Source organism: Acidovorax sp. FG60 (assembly GCF_057808995.1).
Genome location: NZ_JBMDJC010000007.1, coordinates 98,930 through 113,278, shown reverse-complemented (window position 1 = coordinate 113,278; position 14,349 = coordinate 98,930). Strand labels below are relative to the sequence as shown.

The following is a 14,349-nucleotide window of genomic DNA, read 5'->3' as shown; positions in this document are numbered from 1 at the left end:
CCGGCCCCCGGCCCTTGGGGCGGCCACCAGGCACTGCGGGCAAATGGGGGTGCAGATGTAGGGCGGTTCGGCTTACGATGTAACAATGCGTTCGGTGCATCTCCTGGCCCTGCGGTGCCTGGAATGACTGTGCAAGACGAAAGGTCGGTATGCCTTCCTGGCTGGTGGGAACCTGGAGTACGTTGTCTGCGCGAATCCGCTGGCTGGTTCTGGTGGCGACCCTGCCCGCCGTGCTGCTGGCGGTTTACCAGGCACGGTCGCACCGCATGGACGCCATTGCCGCCGCAGAGAACCAGGCTTTGGGCACGCTGCGGGCCGTGGCAGCCAGCCAGCAGCGCCTGATTCAGAACACCCGCGATTTTCTGCAGAAGCTTGCGGCCATGCCCTCGGTGCACCGGCCGGCGGAACCCGAGTGTGGAAGGTACTTGGCCGAGGTGCTGTCGCTCAACGCCACTTACGTCAACATTGGTGTGCCACAGGCCAGTGGCGACCTGCTGTGCAATGCCCGCCCGTTGAAGGCGCCCGTGAACGTGGCGAATCGGCCCTATTTCCAGCACGCCATCACCGCCCGGGAGTTCTCGGTGGGGGCTTTTCAGATCGACCGGGCTGCCCAGGTTGCGAGCGTCAATTTTGCGGTGCCTGTGGTCCCGCCGGGCAGCCAGGAGGTGGTGGGCGCTGCAGTGGCCGTGGTGTCGCTGGAATGGTGGAGCCTACGGCTTGCCGATTTGGGCCTGCCACCCGGGGCTGTGGCGCGTGTGACCGACGCCGATGGGCGCGTGGTGGCGCGTTTCCCGCCCGATGGGGCCGAACTCGGAACCCAGTTGGCCGACGCAGATTTCAGCGCGGCGCTGCAGCGCTCTGCCGAAGGGGTATTGCAGCGCAGCAATGCGGCCGGATCACACCAGTTGATGGTGTTTCAGCCGCTCATAGAGTCGGGTGGAAAAACGGTTGCCACCATGAGTCTGGCTGTGCCACTGGACCAGCTCTACGCCACTGCCAACCGCAACATGTGGACCGAGGTGGCCTTCTTGCTGGCTGGCCTTGCGCTGTCTTTCCTGCTGGCCCAGCAGGGCGTGCGGCGGGGCGTGATGAAACCATTGCGGCGCCTGTTGGACGCCACCGACGAACTGGCCCAGGGCCGTTATGCCCCCCAACCCCTCGCCACCGGCCTGGCAGAGTTGACCGAGTTGGGTCAGCGTTTTGACCGCATGGCGCTTACGCGCCAGAGCGCCGAGGCCCAGTTGCGCCAGAGTGAGGAAAACCTGTCCATCACGCTGCATTCCATTGGTGATGGGGTGGTGGCCACGGATGCGCAGGGCCATATCACACGCATGAATGCAGTGGCCGAACGCCTGACAGGCTGGCCGTTGCCCGAGGCACTGGGCAACCCGCTGACGGACGTGTTTCGCATCGTCAATGCCAGCACGCGGGAGCCGGTGGTCGATCCGGTGCGGATGGTGGTGGCCAAGGGCGAGGTGGTGGGGCTGAGCAACCACACGACCTTGCTCGCGCGGGACGGTGCCGAATATCAGATTGCGGACAGCGCGGCGCCCATTCGCAATGCACAGGGGCAGATTGTCGGTGTCGTGCTGGTGTTCAGCGACGTGACCGAGGCCTACCGCGTGCGCAAGCAACTGGAAGACAACGAAGCGCGCTTTCGCACCCTGACCATCTTGTCATCTGACTGGTACTGGGAGCAGGACGCCCAGTTCCGCCTGACCCATGTGGACGGAAGCGACAAAGACCGTCTGCTGCAGGAGGCGGCCGCGTACATGGGCAAGACGCGCTGGGAGTTGGCAGGCCCTGGGGTGAGCGAAGCCCGCTGGCAGGAGCACCGCGAGCTGCTGGAACGCCATCAGGAGTTCCGCGATTTCGAGTTCCAGCGCAAAGACCTTTCGGGCCAGCTGCACTGGCTTTCGGTGAGCGGTACCCCCATTTTTGACGTGAACGGAACATTTTGCGGCTACCGGGGCGTGGGCAAGGACATCACGGCGCGCAAGCGCGATGAAAACGAACTGCGCATTGCGGCCATTGCGTTTGAGTCGCAGGAGGGCATGATCGTCACCGACCGAGAGACCGTCATCCTACGCACGAACAGGGCCTTCACCAAAATTACGGGCTACAGCGCGGAAGATGCGGTGGGCAAGCGTTCCAGCCTTCTCGCGTCGGGCCACCATGACAAGGCCTTTTTCGACGCCATGTGGGGCAGCCTCTCGGACACCGGTGAATGGAAAGGCGAAATCTGGAACCGCTGCAAAAGCGGGGCGGTCAACCTCCACTTCATGGGCATCACCGCCGTCACGGATGATGGGGGCGAAGTCACCCACTATGTCGGCACGCTCAGCGACATCACCCAGCGTGCCCAGGCCGCGCGCGAGATCGAGCATCTGGCCTTTTATGACCCGCTGACACACCTGCCCAACCGCCGCCTCATGCTGGACCGTCTTCAGCAGGCGTTTGCCACCAGCGCGCGCACCGGCCTGCATGGGGCGCTGTTGTGCCTCGATCTCGACCACTTCAAGACCCTGAACGACACACTGGGCCATGACATGGGTGATGTCTTGCTGCAGCAGGTTGCGCAGCGCCTGTCGGGATGCGTGCGCGAAGGCGACACCGTGGCCCGCCTGGGCGGCGATGAGTTTCTGGTGCTGCTGGAAGACCTGGATGCGCTTGCCACCGACGCGGCTGAGCAGGCACAGAATGTGTCCGAGAAAATACTTGCCGCCCTGAACCAGCCTTACCAGCTTGCCTTGCACCATGTGCACAGCACGACCAGTGTGGGAACCGTGCTGTTCAGCGGCCAAAGCCAAACGGTGGAAGACGTCGTCAAACACGCCGACCTGGCCATGTACGCCGCAAAAACAGCGGGGCGCAACGCGATCCGGTTCTTTGATCCGATGATGCAGGCGGCGGTCTCTGCCCGCGCTGCACTGGAAAACGACCTGCGAACTGCGTTGGCTGCCGGGCAGTTTTTGCTGCACTACCAGATCCAGGTGGGCTGTGGTGTACGCCCTGTCGGGGCCGAGGCGCTGATCCGCTGGCAACACCCAGAGCGCGGCATGGTCCCCCCTTATGAGTTCATTCCTTTGGCCGAAGAAACGGGGCTCATACTGCCCATAGGCCTGTGGGTGTTGCAGACCGCGTGTGCTCAGTTGCGCCGCTGGCAGGGCAACCCCGCCACGGAACAGCTGCAGCTGTCCGTGAACGTCAGCGCGCGGCAGTTCCGGCAGCCCGATTTCATGGAGCAGATTCGCACCGTGTTGCTGCAAACCGGTGCGCGGCCCGACCGTTTGAAGCTGGAACTGACGGAAAGCCTGGCGCTGGACAACGTGGACGACACCATCGCGAAGATGAACGCATTGCGCGCCCTGGGTCTGCGTTTTTCTCTGGACGACTTTGGCACGGGGCAGTCATCGCTGTCCTACCTCACGCGTCTGCCACTGGACCAGCTCAAGATCGACCAGAGCTTCGTGCGCAACATTGGCATTCAGCACACCGATGCGCTGATCGTGCAGACCATCATCGGCATGGCGCAGAGCCTGGGAATCGACGTGATCGCCGAAGGCGTGGAGACGGACGCGCAGCGGGCGTTTCTGGAAAAGCACGGCTGCACGCTCTTTCAGGGTTACCTGTTCAGCCGCCCGGTGCCTATCGGGGTGCTGGAGCAGTACCTGCAGGCACGGGCAGCCTCTGTTTGAGTTCTGGCCCGTGTGTTCTGGCCCGGCTTACACCGCCATGTAGCGCCCGGGCCGATGGTTCATCGCCAGGACCAGGTTGAGCGCCACGGCCCCGGCAATGGACCAGGCAACGCGCAGGGGTTCCACCGTCCACAGCGCCAGCAGCACGATGCAGCAGTCCACCGCCATCTGGACCTTGCCGGCGCGCCATCCGTACCGGTCCTGCAGGTACAGCGCGGCAATGCCCACCCCCCCCAGGCTGCAACGGTGGCGAAACAGCACCAGAAACCCCGTGCCCGTGATCAACCCACCTGCCACGGCCGCATACAGCGGCTGCAACTGCGCAAACTCCAGAAATTGAGTCTGCAGTTCGGTCAGCAGCGACAACAGCAGCACGGCAATAAACGTCTTGACCGTAAATGCGCGTCCCAGCTTGCGCAGGGCCAGCCAGTAAAAGGGCAGGTTCAGCACAAAGAAAATCTTGCCAAAGCCGATACCCGTGGCGTAGTGCAACAGGAACGCAAGGCCTGCGGTTCCCCCGGTCAGCAGGCCTGCGCTGGTGAAAAAAGCAACCCCTACGGAAATGAGCAGCACGCCGGTGAAGATGGCCACAGCATCTTCCGTGAGCGTGTGCGGCACCACCACAGGAGCGGCCACTTGCGCAGGGTTTGGCAGGGAAGGGGCGTGGGGTGCAGGCGGGTTGGACATGGTGAGCGCAGGCGGGCAGGGCGGCGGGTGCCGGTCAGGGGAAAGAGTCGCAGATTGGACCATGCAAGCCCTGTGCCGGACTTGTCCGCCGTCAAGAAGCGGCGTGTCTGTGGGGGCTTCGGTCCTGGAAAAACTGGCCGCTCCTTGGCGGTTTTTTGGCCGATTCTTGCATTCTGCTTTAGATGTAACACCTGCAACGCACAGCCATGTGGGGCTGGGGCGGCAGCGTTCCTGCGAAAATAGCGGGCTTTGCCCATTGCAGGGACTTGCTCCCTGACGCCCGCCACCCTTCGGGGGGCCGGTGCCATGGACGCCTCAGATTGATGTACCAGCCCCACCGACTCAACAGCTCCAGACTTGTGCTTTTGCTCCAGCAATGGACGCAGCCACAAGGTGGATCGGCGCGCCAGGATGTGGCGGAGCAACTCAGCCAGTGGCTCAGTACCGTGGATGCGGTCAAGCTCAGTCGGGCGCTGCATGCTCTGGAGTCCAGCCAAACCCCGGCTGTCACTACGCTGGGGCGGGGGACGGTGGATGTGCGCGCATTGCAGGCCAGCCTTCAGTCCACCCGGGCCGAGTTGACGGACTTGGTCACGGCCAAGGCCGCGCCTGCCAAACCCGTGCGCGAGCGTGCCGACAACACCCCTGTCGACGGCCCGGACCCCGAGGCCGGGGCAGATTTTGCAGTCCACGCGGCGCGTTATCTGGCGCTACAAAAGCAGATGGATGCCAGACTGGCTGCCTTGCGCGCGCTGATTCGGCAGAGCTTGTCGATGGGCCCCGAGGGCCTGCGTCGGCTGGCCCTGCTGGATGCGGTGATGGACCAGATGCTGGATGCGCGTGAGCAAAGGCTGTGGGCGTCGCTACCCGGCCATCTGGAGCGGCGGATGGCGCATTTGCGCGCAGCCCACCAGCAGCAGCTGGAGGCTGCAGGGCGAGACGATGAGCCGCAGCGCTGGGCGCTGCCGGGCGGCTGGCTGTTTGCCTTTGAGCAGGACTTTCGGGCGCTGCTGCTGGCCGAGCTGCAGGTGCGGCTGGAGCCCCTTGCTGGTTTGCTGGAAGCGGCGCAGAGCCATGACTCCCACCGTCCCCCCACAACCACGAAGACCCCGGAACCGGTAACAGGAATGATCGAATGAACAAGAGTGTGATGGCCGCCATCTTTGCGGTGGGCCTGGCGGTGGTGGGCTGGGTGGGATGGGGATTTGTCGGGTCGAGCCCTCTGGCGCTGGCCATGACGGTGGTGATTGCTGCCGTCTACGTGGTGGGAGCCTATGAGCTGATGCAGTTCCGGGCCGCGACTTCGTCGCTGTCCATTGCGCTGGCCGGGCTGGGGCAGCAGCCCCTTGTGGACCTGGGTGGTTGGCTGGAGCGCCTGCATTCGTCCTTGCGCAACCCGGTTCGCCAGCGGATCGACGGGGAGCGTGTGCCGCTGCCGGGGCCTGCGCTGGCGCCGTACCTGGTGGGGCTCCTGGTCATGCTGGGCATGCTGGGCACCTTTCTGGGCATGGTGGTCACCTTCAATGGCGCGGTTTTCGCACTGGAGGCCTCGTCCAGCTTGGAGTCTATCCGGGCGGCGCTGGCCGCGCCCATCAAGGGGCTGGGCCTGTCGTTCGGCACCTCGGTGGCCGGGGTGGCAGCGTCGGCCATGCTGGGGCTGATGTCCGCCCTGTGCCGCCGCGAACGGCTGGCAGCGTTGCGCACGCTCGATGCCCGCATCGCCAGCGAGCTGCGCCCCTTCTCGGCGGCCCACCGGCGCCAGGAAATGTTCGAGGCCCTGCAGGCCCAGGCGCAGGCCATGCCGCTGATTGCTGAGCGCCTGCAAGGCCTGATGGAAGGGCTGGAGCGCCGCCACGAGCAGTTGAACGGCCAACTGCAAGACCAACAGCAGGTGTTTCACCGCGAGGCGGCAGCGGCCTACACCCAGCTGGCCACCACCGTGGGGGCATCCCTGCACGACAGCCTGGGCGCCAGCGCCCGCATGGCGGGTGAGACGATCCGCCCGGTGGTGGAGCAGGCCATGGCAACGCTGGCGCAAGAGGCTGAGCGCTCGCACCAGCGGCTGCGCGAGGCCACTGGCGTGCAGATGCACGCCCTCACGGCCCAATGGGAGGGCACGGCCCGCCAGGTGGCGGACACCTGGACGGAGGCCTTGGACCGCCACACGCAGACGCAGGACCAGCAGGCGGCGCAGTTGGGCAGCGCGCTGCAGTCCATCACGCAGACGCTAGAGCAGCGCACCACGACGCTGCTAGCCACGTTGCAAGAGACTGTGGCCCAATCACAGGCGGCCCAACTGGCGGCCGACCAGCAGCGCCTTGCGGGCTGGAGCCAGTCCATGGAGGGCATGGCCAGCCGACTGGCTGAGCAATGGCAGCTTGCGGGTGAACAAACGGCGCAGCAGCAGCGCGGCGTCTGCCAGGCGCTCGAAGGCGCTGCCACCCAGCTCGACCAGTCACTGCAGACGGCATCTCAGGCCTTTGAGCGGCGCACCACGGCGCTGCTGGCCTCAATGCAAGAGACGGTGGCCCAATCACAGGCGGCCCAGTTGGCGGCCGACCAGCAGCGCCTCGCAAGCTGGAGCCGGTCCATGGAGGGCATGGCCAGCACACTGGCGGAGCGATGGCAGCAGGTGGGCGAGCAAACCGCACAGCACCAGCAGGGCGTGTGCCTGGCGCTGGAAGGCGCTGCCACCCAGCTCGACCAGTCGCTGCAGACGGCATCGCAGGCCTTCGAGCAGCGCACCACGGCGCTGCTGGCCTCGCTGGAACAGACGGTGGAGAAAACGCTGGCCGACCAGGCAGTGGCGGATCAGCAGCGCCTTGCGGGCTGGAGCCAGTCCATGGAGGGCATGGCCAGCCGACTGGCGGAGCAATGGCAGCAGGTGGGCGAACAAACGGCGCAGCATCAGCGCGGCGTGTGCCAGGCGCTGGAGGGCGCTGCGGCGCAGCTCACCGAGCGCATGACCGAGCAGGTCCACCATGCCCTGGTCGGTGCCGCCCGGTTGATGGACCAGTCGGACGCACTGTTGCACACCCGCATAGAGGCCGAAGCCCGATGGGCCGACACCCAGGCCCAGCGCATGGATGCGCTGGCGGGCGTGTGGCGCACGGAATTGGTGGCGCTGCGGGATGCCGAGGCGGCACGTGGCCAGGCCGCAGTGGAGCGGCTCGATGCGCTGCAGGCCGCCGTGGCCGGGCACCTGGCCACGCTGGGGTCTGCGCTGGAAGCCCCGCTCACGCGATTGCTGCAGACGGCGTCGGATGTGCCGCAGGCCGCGGCCGAGGTGATCACCCAGCTGCGCCAGGAGATGACCCACCTGAGCGAACGCGACAACGCGGCACTGGCAGAGCGCACGGCCATGATGGAGCAGCTGGGTGTGTTGCTCCAATCGGTGAACGAAGCCGCCGGGCAGCAGCGCGCGGCCATTGAATCGCTGGTGGGGGCTGCGGCCTCGGTGCTGGAGCAGGCGGGGCAGGAGTTTGCCCAGGCGCTCGGCGCGCAGGCGGGCAAGGTCGATGAAGTGTCAGCACACGTGGCCGCCAGCGCGGTGGAGCTGTCGAGCCTGGGTGAGTCCTTTGGCCATGGCGTGGAGCTGTTCACGGCCAGCAACGAAAAGCTGATGGACAGCCTGCAGCGCATCGAAGGCGCCATTGGCCAGTCCATGAGCCGCAGCGATGAGCAGCTTGCCTACTACGTGGCACAGGCCCGCGAGGTGATCGACCTGAGCATTTCTTCGCAGCAGGGCATTGTGGAAGACCTGCGCCGCCTCAACGGGCAGATGGCCGCAGCGGTGCAGGGAGTCGCCGCGTGACCGGCCTGGACGACACGCTGGACGATGCCACCGAACAGACGGCCCCGGTGTGGGCCGTATTTGGCGACCTCATGGCGGGCTTGCTGGGTGCGTTTGTGCTAATCCTGGTGGGCGTGCTGGTGGTACAGATCGACCTGGTGGCCAGCCTCAAGCAGGAAGTGGAAAAGCGGCAGATGGAAGAAAAGCGCCGCATGGCGCTGGAAAAAGCACTGGCGATTCCGCTGGCCAGCGGCCGCGTCACGGTCAATGAAGGCCGTATCGGCATCAGCGGCAGCGTGCTGTTTGCGGCGGGCTCTGCCGAGTTGCGCCCTGAAGGCCGGCAACTGCTCCAGAGCCTGGTGCAGCCGCTGCAGGTGTACCTGCGCGAACGCGACGAGATGCTGATGGTGAGTGGCTTTACCGACAACACCACGCTGCTGCAAGGGCGCCACCAGCGTTTTGCCGACAACCTGGAGCTGTCGGCCCAGCGCGCGTTGACCGTGACCCGCGCCCTGATCGAAGAGGACATGCCCTCGTCCCAGGTGTTTGCTGCGGCCTTTGGCGCCGAGCAGCCGGTGGCAGACAACGCCGACGAAAAGGGGCGGGCCCAGAACCGCCGCGTGGAGATGGCCCCCGTACCCCGCGCTGCCCAGGCCAAGCCCGCCCGCAATGAGTGAGCCCACCCTGGAGTCCCTGCGGGCCGAAGGCGCGCAGCACCACGACCCGGTGCGCTTTCGGTACCTGGAGGTGCTGGCCGCGCGCCTGCCTGCGCAGCCCCCCGCCGTACAGCAGGTGCTGGCCCGCAGGCTGCAGGCCGCCTTGGTGGACTACGCCAGGCGCACCCGGACACCTCCCCGCCAGCCACTGGCCGCCACAGCGCCAGCCGGTGCACCATCTGCACTGGCGCAACTGAACCGCGATCTCAGTACCCGCGCCCAGGCCGACGCAGACAGCGTGCTGGTGGGCGGTGGCGCCAGTGTGTCGGACATGAAGAGCGTGCGCCGCTTCAGCGAAGTCTGGTCCAAGATTGCTGCGGAACAGCAGGTGGCCCAGGCCTTCACGCGTGGGCCGGAAAACGCTGGGCCGTTGAATGCGCACCGCCTCATGCTGCGCTCCCTGGCCTTGATGCGGTCGCTGTCGCCGGACTACCTGCGGCATTTTTTATCGCAGATGGACAGCCTGCTGTGGCTGGAGCAGGCCGCAGCAAAGCCAGCCAGGGCACCCCTCAAGCCAGGTCGCGTGGCTCGCTCCTCCAAGCACTGAGTGCGCAGGCTGCGACTGGGGAAGCCGGGTGCGCAGCTTTCAGACGCCGTGGTCGCCCGGCTGCACGGGGCGGATCGCCGTTTCTTCCAGCGCCTGGTCCATCAGCACAGTGACTTCTGCCGCTGGCACCATGGGCCGGAAAGCACTCACGTGGGAGCGCCCGATGTTGCCCAGCGGCAGCCGTGCTAGCAGGTGCCCCAGGGGCACCAGGGCCAGCCGCAGCAGCTGGCCGGTGGCCTCGCACGCATCTCCCAGTGCGAGGGCGTAGCGCAGCATGGCGGTGTGTGACCGCCAGTGCAGGGGCAATGAGGTCTGTCCCAGCACGTGGGCGGCCTCCAGCCAACGCCAGCGCTGGGCGGGGGGCGCGTCAGGCTGGCGGGCAAAGCTGGCCAGCAGGTGGTTGAACGCGGCGCGCCTGTGCAGCGCGGCGGGGGCGGCGCCCCCGGCGGCATGCTGCGCGGCCAGTTGGCGCCAGCGCCTTTGGCGGTGCCGGTAGAACACCTGGGCAAACAGGGCGCTCAGCGGTGTCATCAGCCAGGGCAGGTGGCGCGCAACCACCTCGATGTCATCGGTGTACAGCGTGTGGCCATCGGACAGGGGCTGCAGGGTGATGCGGTGGTCCCAGCGGCGCATGAGCACGCCTTCTCCGTTGTCGCGCAGCGTGGGCCAGCCGCCCCTTTGTACTGCCGGCTCGATGGAGATGCGCACGGTTTGCGGGCCCATCGGCAAAACGCCCAGCAACCGCATGTGCAGCGCCAGCTCGCCGGGAGCCCAGTGCGTGGGCCATTCCGTGCCCCGTGCGGGGTGAAACTGGATGAGCGGCGCCGTGATGTGGCGGAACACAGCGGTGCTTTGCAGCTGCGCAGCCACCCATTCAGGTGGGGCGTTCAACGGAGTCGATAGGTGCACGCGCATGGATCAGTGCCCTTGCGGTTGTGGCTGTGCAGTGGTGCTGGCCAGCTCTTGCCGCGCGTGGCGTATCACGCTCAAGCCGCCGCTGATGGCCAGGCCTGCCATGATGGCCGCCACCGCCAGATCGGGCCAGGCGGTGCCGGTGCCCAACACGCCCAGGGCAGCGCCCATCACCGCCAGGTTGCCCAGCGCATCGTTGCGGGTGCACAGCCACACGCCGCGCATGTTGGCGTCGCCCTCCCGGTAGGCATAGAGCAGGGCTGCCACGCCCAGGTTGGCCGCCAGCGCCAGCAGGCCCACGCTGCCCATGGTGAAGGGCTCGGGCGGTGTGCCTTGCCACGCACCCCAGGCCACGCGCCCAATCACGAACACGCCAAACGCCAGCATGCTGGCCCCCTTGACCAGGGCGGCGCGGGCGCGCCAAGTGAGGGCCATGGCCAGCACCCACAGCGACAGGCCGTAGTTGGCGGCATCCCCCAAAAAATCGATGGCATCGGCTAGCAGCGATGCCGAACCCGACTGGGTACCCGCCCCCAGCTCCACCACAAACATGGCAGCGTTGACGACAAGTGCTATCCACAAGATGCGGCGGTAGCGCGGGTCGGCGGCGGCAGGGCCAGTGGCGCAATGGTCGTCGTGGCAGTGGGCAGACATGGGGGTTCTCCGTGCAGTTTTGAAAGCGATGGCATGATTGGAAACCTTGAAGTCACTTGAAGGTCAAGCCATGGATCAGAACGCTGTGCAGTTTCGCATTGGCGAGGCCGCCCTGCAGTCCGGGGTGTCTGCCGCCAACATCCGCTACTACGAGAAGGAGGGGCTGTTGCCCCCCGGCGTGCGGGGCGACAACAGCTACCGCCTGTACAGCGGCGCGGACGTGCACCAGCTGCGCTTCATCCGACTTTGCCGTGCCATGGACATGTCGCTGCATGAAGTGCGAACCCTGTTGGCACTGGACTGGAGCCGCAAAGAAGACTGCGACGCCGCACGCGACACACTGGATGACCATCTGCAGCATGTGCGTGCCCGCCTGGCAGAGCTGCAGACCCTGGAGGCCGACCTGCTCGCGCTGCGCGACCGCTGCGATGGGACAGATGCCCACTGTCACATCATCGAAGCCCTGCACGCGCGTGCGGATGCGCAGCCCGCTGTGCCGTTCGCCACCGCTGCGGCAAAGCGGCATGTGTAGCCCGGTCTGCCGTGGGCGCTTGCAAGCACCAGCTTCCGCAAGGATGTGAGTAGCTGTTTCCTCTGTGTTTGAAAATGCTATAAAAATGATAGCTGTTTGCGCTTATCTATCAAGCGCTAGATGCCAAAAACATCGAAAAATTTCTATGGCAGTCCACCGTCAACGCTCTCTGTGAGTGCCCCGCTATGATCCGACCATGATTTCGCGCTTGCCCGGCCTCTCCCTGCCCGAACGTGTGTGGAACACCGCGCGGCGCTGGGCGGTCGCCTGGTGGCGCATCTTGTATCTGGGGGCGGTGGTGCTGGTGCTGGTGTTGTCGCCGTCCAGCTATGGCAAGGGCACGCGCAAGGCGCTGGCGCGCCACCTGTATCTCGACACCGCCCCGGTGCTGCTCGGCTTTACGGTGCTGGCTGCCCTGATCAGCCTGGTGCTCACGCGCATCGTGGTGGTCACGGCGCTCAGCTATGGCCTGTCGCGCTATGCGCTGGAGATGGTGATCCGCGTGCTGGTGCTGGAGCTGATCCCGCTCACGGCGGCGCTGTTCGTCGCCATGCGCTGCACCATCCCCAATGGCTCGCAGATCACGCGGCTGCGGCAAACCGGACGGTTCGACGCGCTGCGCGCCCACGGCTCGGACCCGGTGCGCATCGAGCTTCTGCCGCGCGTGATCGCTGGAGTGTTCGCCTGCATCACGCTCGCCGCGCTCAGCTGTGTGGTGGCCCTGGTGCTGGCGTACCTGGGGGTGTATGGTTTCAACTTGGCGGGGCTGCCCAGCTACACCCGCATGTTTGGCCAGGTGTTCACGCCCAGCGTGACGATGGTGTTCGCGCTCAAGACCGTGTTCTTCAGCCTGGCCGTAGCGCTGATCCCCATGGCGGCAGGCCTGTACGACACGGGCGATCGCACCCAGCCCGATTCAGAGCTGGGCGGCTTGGCCCGCATGTTTGCCGTGCTGCTGATGATCGAGGTGGCCTCGCTCATGGGCAACTACTACTGACCGATGTCTGCTGACACCCGACTACCCCATCCCTTTACGGCGACCCACCTTCCGGCACCATGAACGACGAGAACCACAACGCCCGCCAAACGCCGCCCCCAGGGCCAGCCCCGGCTTCTCCTGCCACCGACGTGGCGCCCGTGGAAACCCTGCGCCCGGTGGCTTACCTGGAGATCAAGGCGGCGGCGTTGCTGCTGTTCACGTTGGCCCTCATCGTCGGGTCGGGCCTGTACCTGCTGTATGCGCGTGGTGCGTTCGAGCCCACGCAGACCCTGGTGCTGACGGCCGACGACTCTGAAGGCGTGGTGGTGGGCATGGACATGACGTTCTCGGGTTTCCCCATTGGCCGCGTGCGCCGCATCGAACTGGCCGAAACCGGCAACGCCCGCATCATCGTGGACGTGCCCCGCAAGGACGCGCACTGGCTGCGTGAATCCAGCGTGTTCACCCTGGTGCGGGGCATCGTGGGTGGCACCAATATCCGCGCCTACACCGGCATGCTGAACGACAAGCTCCTGCCCGATGGTGCCGTGCGCCCCGTGCTGCGTGGCGACGCCACCGCCGAAATCCCGCAGCTCATGGCCTCGGCGCGCGAACTGCTGTCTAACCTCAATGCGCTCACGGCGCAGGACGCTGCCCTGGGCAGCAGCCTGACCAATGTGCAGGCGCTCACCGAACGCCTCAACGGCCCTGGCGGCATGCTGGGAGTGCTGATGGGCAATGAGGCCGACGGGAAGAAAATTGTTGCCACGCTCGACCGCACCAATGCCCTGCTGGCGCGCCTGGATGGCATGGCGGCGCGGGCTGACAAACAGGTATTTGGTGCCGAAGGCAGCAAGGAAGCGCTGGTACCTGAGGTGCGCGCCACCGTGGCCCAGCTCAATGGTTTGTTGGCCGACACCCGCACCAGCCTGAAAAAGGTGGACGCGGTGCTGGTGGAGGCCCAGGCCATTGGCGCCAATGCCCGCGAAGCCACCACTGACCTGGGGGCCTTGCGCGCCGAGGTGGAAAGCAATCTGCGCAAGGTGGAAAGCCTGGTCAACGAAATCAACCGCAAATGGCCTTTTGCGCGGGATACGGAACTCAAGCTGCCATGAAGCCCTTTTCAGTTTCTGCATTCCCTTCGAAGCCCATGCACCTGGCCAGGCCACTGCGGGTGTCATTGCTGGGAGCTGTGGTCGTTGCGGCGGCGTTGTTGTCAGCATGCTCCAGCAAACCTACCGTGCCCGACTGGCAGATGAACGCTCAAGGCTCAGCCCAGAAGGCCCTCGAAGCCTATCTGTCGGGCAACCCCCGCGTCGAGCAGCTCGAATGGGACCGCGCCAGGGCTGAAGTGGCCCGCACGGGCCGCCCAGACTTGCTGGCCCGCCTGGAACTGATGCGCTGCGCCGCGCAGGTCGCCAGCTTGGTACCTGGCCCCTGCGAGCGCTTTGAACCACTGCGCGCCGACGCCGCCGCGCCCGAGCGCGCTTATGCCGACTATCTGGGGGGGCGAGTACAGCCCCAGGACGTGGGCTTGCTGCCCGAAGCGCAGCGCAAGGTAGCTGCATCGGGCGATGCATCTGCGTTGCCCGCTTTGGAAGACCCGCTGTCGCGCCTCGTGGCAGCTGGGGTGCTGTTTCAGTCGGGGCGCGCCAGCCCGGCGGTGATCGCTATCGCTGCTGACACAGCCTCTGCCCAGGGCTGGCGCAGGCCGTTGATGGCCTGGCTCAGTGTGCAGGTGCAACGCACTGAAGCTGCGGGCGACCAGCAAGCCACTGCAGCGCTGCGTCGGCGCATTGCCATCGTGGAGCAGGGTGCGCCGCAGCGCTGA

At 66.1% G+C, this 14,349-nt stretch carries 12 protein-coding genes; 9 read left to right on the top strand and 3 right to left on the bottom strand.

The window, feature by feature from the left end; genetic code table 11:
• The first annotated feature begins 149 nt into the window (after nucleotides 1-149).
• Nucleotides 150-3,698 (top strand): EAL domain-containing protein, encoded by a 3,549-nt coding sequence (locus ACODS0_RS12305; protein WP_488835228.1) that lies wholly within the window; start codon nucleotides 150-152, stop codon nucleotides 3,696-3,698.
• A 27-nt stretch (nucleotides 3,699-3,725) separates the two neighbouring features.
• Here the strand turns inward: ACODS0_RS12305 and ACODS0_RS12300 are convergent, their stop codons facing one another.
• A complete protein-coding gene (locus tag ACODS0_RS12300; RefSeq protein ID WP_228894753.1) occupies nucleotides 3,726-4,385 on the bottom strand; it encodes a YitT family protein in 660 nt (219 codons plus the stop codon).
• Between the two features lie 323 nt (nucleotides 4,386-4,708).
• Between ACODS0_RS12300 and ACODS0_RS12295 the strand changes: the two genes are divergently transcribed.
• The 4 genes from ACODS0_RS12295 to ACODS0_RS12280 are packed head-to-tail and all read left to right on the top strand — an operon-like array spanning nucleotide 4,709 to nucleotide 9,441.
• Nucleotides 4,709-5,524, top strand: a complete 816-nt coding sequence (locus ACODS0_RS12295) for a DUF3348 family protein (RefSeq protein WP_488835225.1) — start codon at nucleotides 4,709-4,711, stop codon at nucleotides 5,522-5,524.
• Entirely contained in the window at nucleotides 5,521-8,199 is a 2,679-nt protein-coding gene (locus ACODS0_RS12290; RefSeq protein ID WP_488835223.1) for a DUF802 domain-containing protein, read from the top strand. The genes ACODS0_RS12295 and ACODS0_RS12290 overlap by 4 nt, the downstream gene beginning before the upstream one ends.
• On the top strand, nucleotides 8,196-8,855 hold the full coding sequence (locus ACODS0_RS12285; RefSeq protein WP_055393450.1) for an OmpA family protein: 660 nt from the start codon (nucleotides 8,196-8,198) through the stop codon (nucleotides 8,853-8,855). The genes ACODS0_RS12290 and ACODS0_RS12285 overlap by 4 nt, the downstream gene beginning before the upstream one ends.
• Nucleotides 8,848-9,441 (top strand): DUF2894 domain-containing protein, encoded by a 594-nt coding sequence (locus ACODS0_RS12280; RefSeq protein ID WP_121419713.1) that lies wholly within the window; start codon nucleotides 8,848-8,850, stop codon nucleotides 9,439-9,441. The genes ACODS0_RS12285 and ACODS0_RS12280 overlap by 8 nt, the downstream gene beginning before the upstream one ends.
• Nucleotides 9,442-9,480: 39 nt before the next feature.
• Here the strand turns inward: ACODS0_RS12280 and ACODS0_RS12275 are convergent, their stop codons facing one another.
• Together ACODS0_RS12275 and ACODS0_RS12270 are read right to left on the bottom strand one after the other, a co-directional pair.
• Nucleotides 9,481-10,356, bottom strand: a complete 876-nt coding sequence (locus ACODS0_RS12275) for a DUF3703 domain-containing protein (RefSeq protein WP_488835220.1) — start codon at nucleotides 10,354-10,356, stop codon at nucleotides 9,481-9,483.
• A gap of 3 nt (nucleotides 10,357-10,359) precedes the next feature.
• On the bottom strand, nucleotides 10,360-11,007 hold the full coding sequence (locus ACODS0_RS12270; RefSeq protein WP_488835219.1) for a cation efflux transmembrane domain-containing protein: 648 nt from the start codon (nucleotides 11,005-11,007) through the stop codon (nucleotides 10,360-10,362).
• 70 nt (nucleotides 11,008-11,077) lie between these two features.
• Here ACODS0_RS12270 and ACODS0_RS12265 point away from each other — a divergent pair, with 70 nt between their 5' ends.
• From ACODS0_RS12265 to ACODS0_RS12250, 4 genes are all read left to right on the top strand, one after another.
• Entirely contained in the window at nucleotides 11,078-11,539 is a 462-nt protein-coding gene (locus ACODS0_RS12265) for a Cd(II)/Pb(II)-responsive transcriptional regulator (RefSeq protein ID WP_488835217.1), read from the top strand.
• Nucleotides 11,540-11,735: 196 nt separating this feature from the next.
• On the top strand, nucleotides 11,736-12,536 hold the full coding sequence (locus ACODS0_RS12260; protein WP_121506797.1) for an MlaE family ABC transporter permease: 801 nt from the start codon (nucleotides 11,736-11,738) through the stop codon (nucleotides 12,534-12,536).
• Between the two features lie 59 nt (nucleotides 12,537-12,595).
• Nucleotides 12,596-13,633 (top strand): MlaD family protein, encoded by a 1,038-nt coding sequence (locus ACODS0_RS12255; RefSeq protein WP_487262610.1) that lies wholly within the window; start codon nucleotides 12,596-12,598, stop codon nucleotides 13,631-13,633.
• 35 nt (nucleotides 13,634-13,668) lie between these two features.
• Nucleotides 13,669-14,349 carry a hypothetical protein gene (locus ACODS0_RS12250; protein WP_488835214.1) on the top strand — a complete coding sequence of 227 codons (681 nt, stop codon included), beginning with the start codon at nucleotides 13,669-13,671 and terminating at the stop codon, nucleotides 14,347-14,349.

Coding starts and splice junctions, on each gene's coding strand:
- ACODS0_RS12305 (WP_488835228.1), top strand. CDS start 150: ATGCCTTCCTGGCTGGTGGGAACCTGGAGTACGTTGTCTGCGCGAATC.
- ACODS0_RS12300 (WP_228894753.1), bottom strand. CDS start 4,385: ATGTCCAACCCGCCTGCACCCCACGCCCCTTCCCTGCCAAACCCTGCG.
- ACODS0_RS12295 (WP_488835225.1), top strand. CDS start 4,709: ATGTACCAGCCCCACCGACTCAACAGCTCCAGACTTGTGCTTTTGCTC.
- ACODS0_RS12290 (WP_488835223.1), top strand. CDS start 5,521: ATGAACAAGAGTGTGATGGCCGCCATCTTTGCGGTGGGCCTGGCGGTG.
- ACODS0_RS12280 (WP_121419713.1), top strand. CDS start 8,848: ATGAGTGAGCCCACCCTGGAGTCCCTGCGGGCCGAAGGCGCGCAGCAC.
- ACODS0_RS12275 (WP_488835220.1), bottom strand. CDS start 10,356: ATGCGCGTGCACCTATCGACTCCGTTGAACGCCCCACCTGAATGGGTG.
- ACODS0_RS12270 (WP_488835219.1), bottom strand. CDS start 11,007: ATGTCTGCCCACTGCCACGACGACCATTGCGCCACTGGCCCTGCCGCC.
- ACODS0_RS12265 (WP_488835217.1), top strand. CDS start 11,078: ATGGATCAGAACGCTGTGCAGTTTCGCATTGGCGAGGCCGCCCTGCAG.
- ACODS0_RS12260 (WP_121506797.1), top strand. CDS start 11,736: ATGATTTCGCGCTTGCCCGGCCTCTCCCTGCCCGAACGTGTGTGGAAC.
- ACODS0_RS12255 (WP_487262610.1), top strand. CDS start 12,596: ATGAACGACGAGAACCACAACGCCCGCCAAACGCCGCCCCCAGGGCCA.
- ACODS0_RS12250 (WP_488835214.1), top strand. CDS start 13,669: ATGCACCTGGCCAGGCCACTGCGGGTGTCATTGCTGGGAGCTGTGGTC.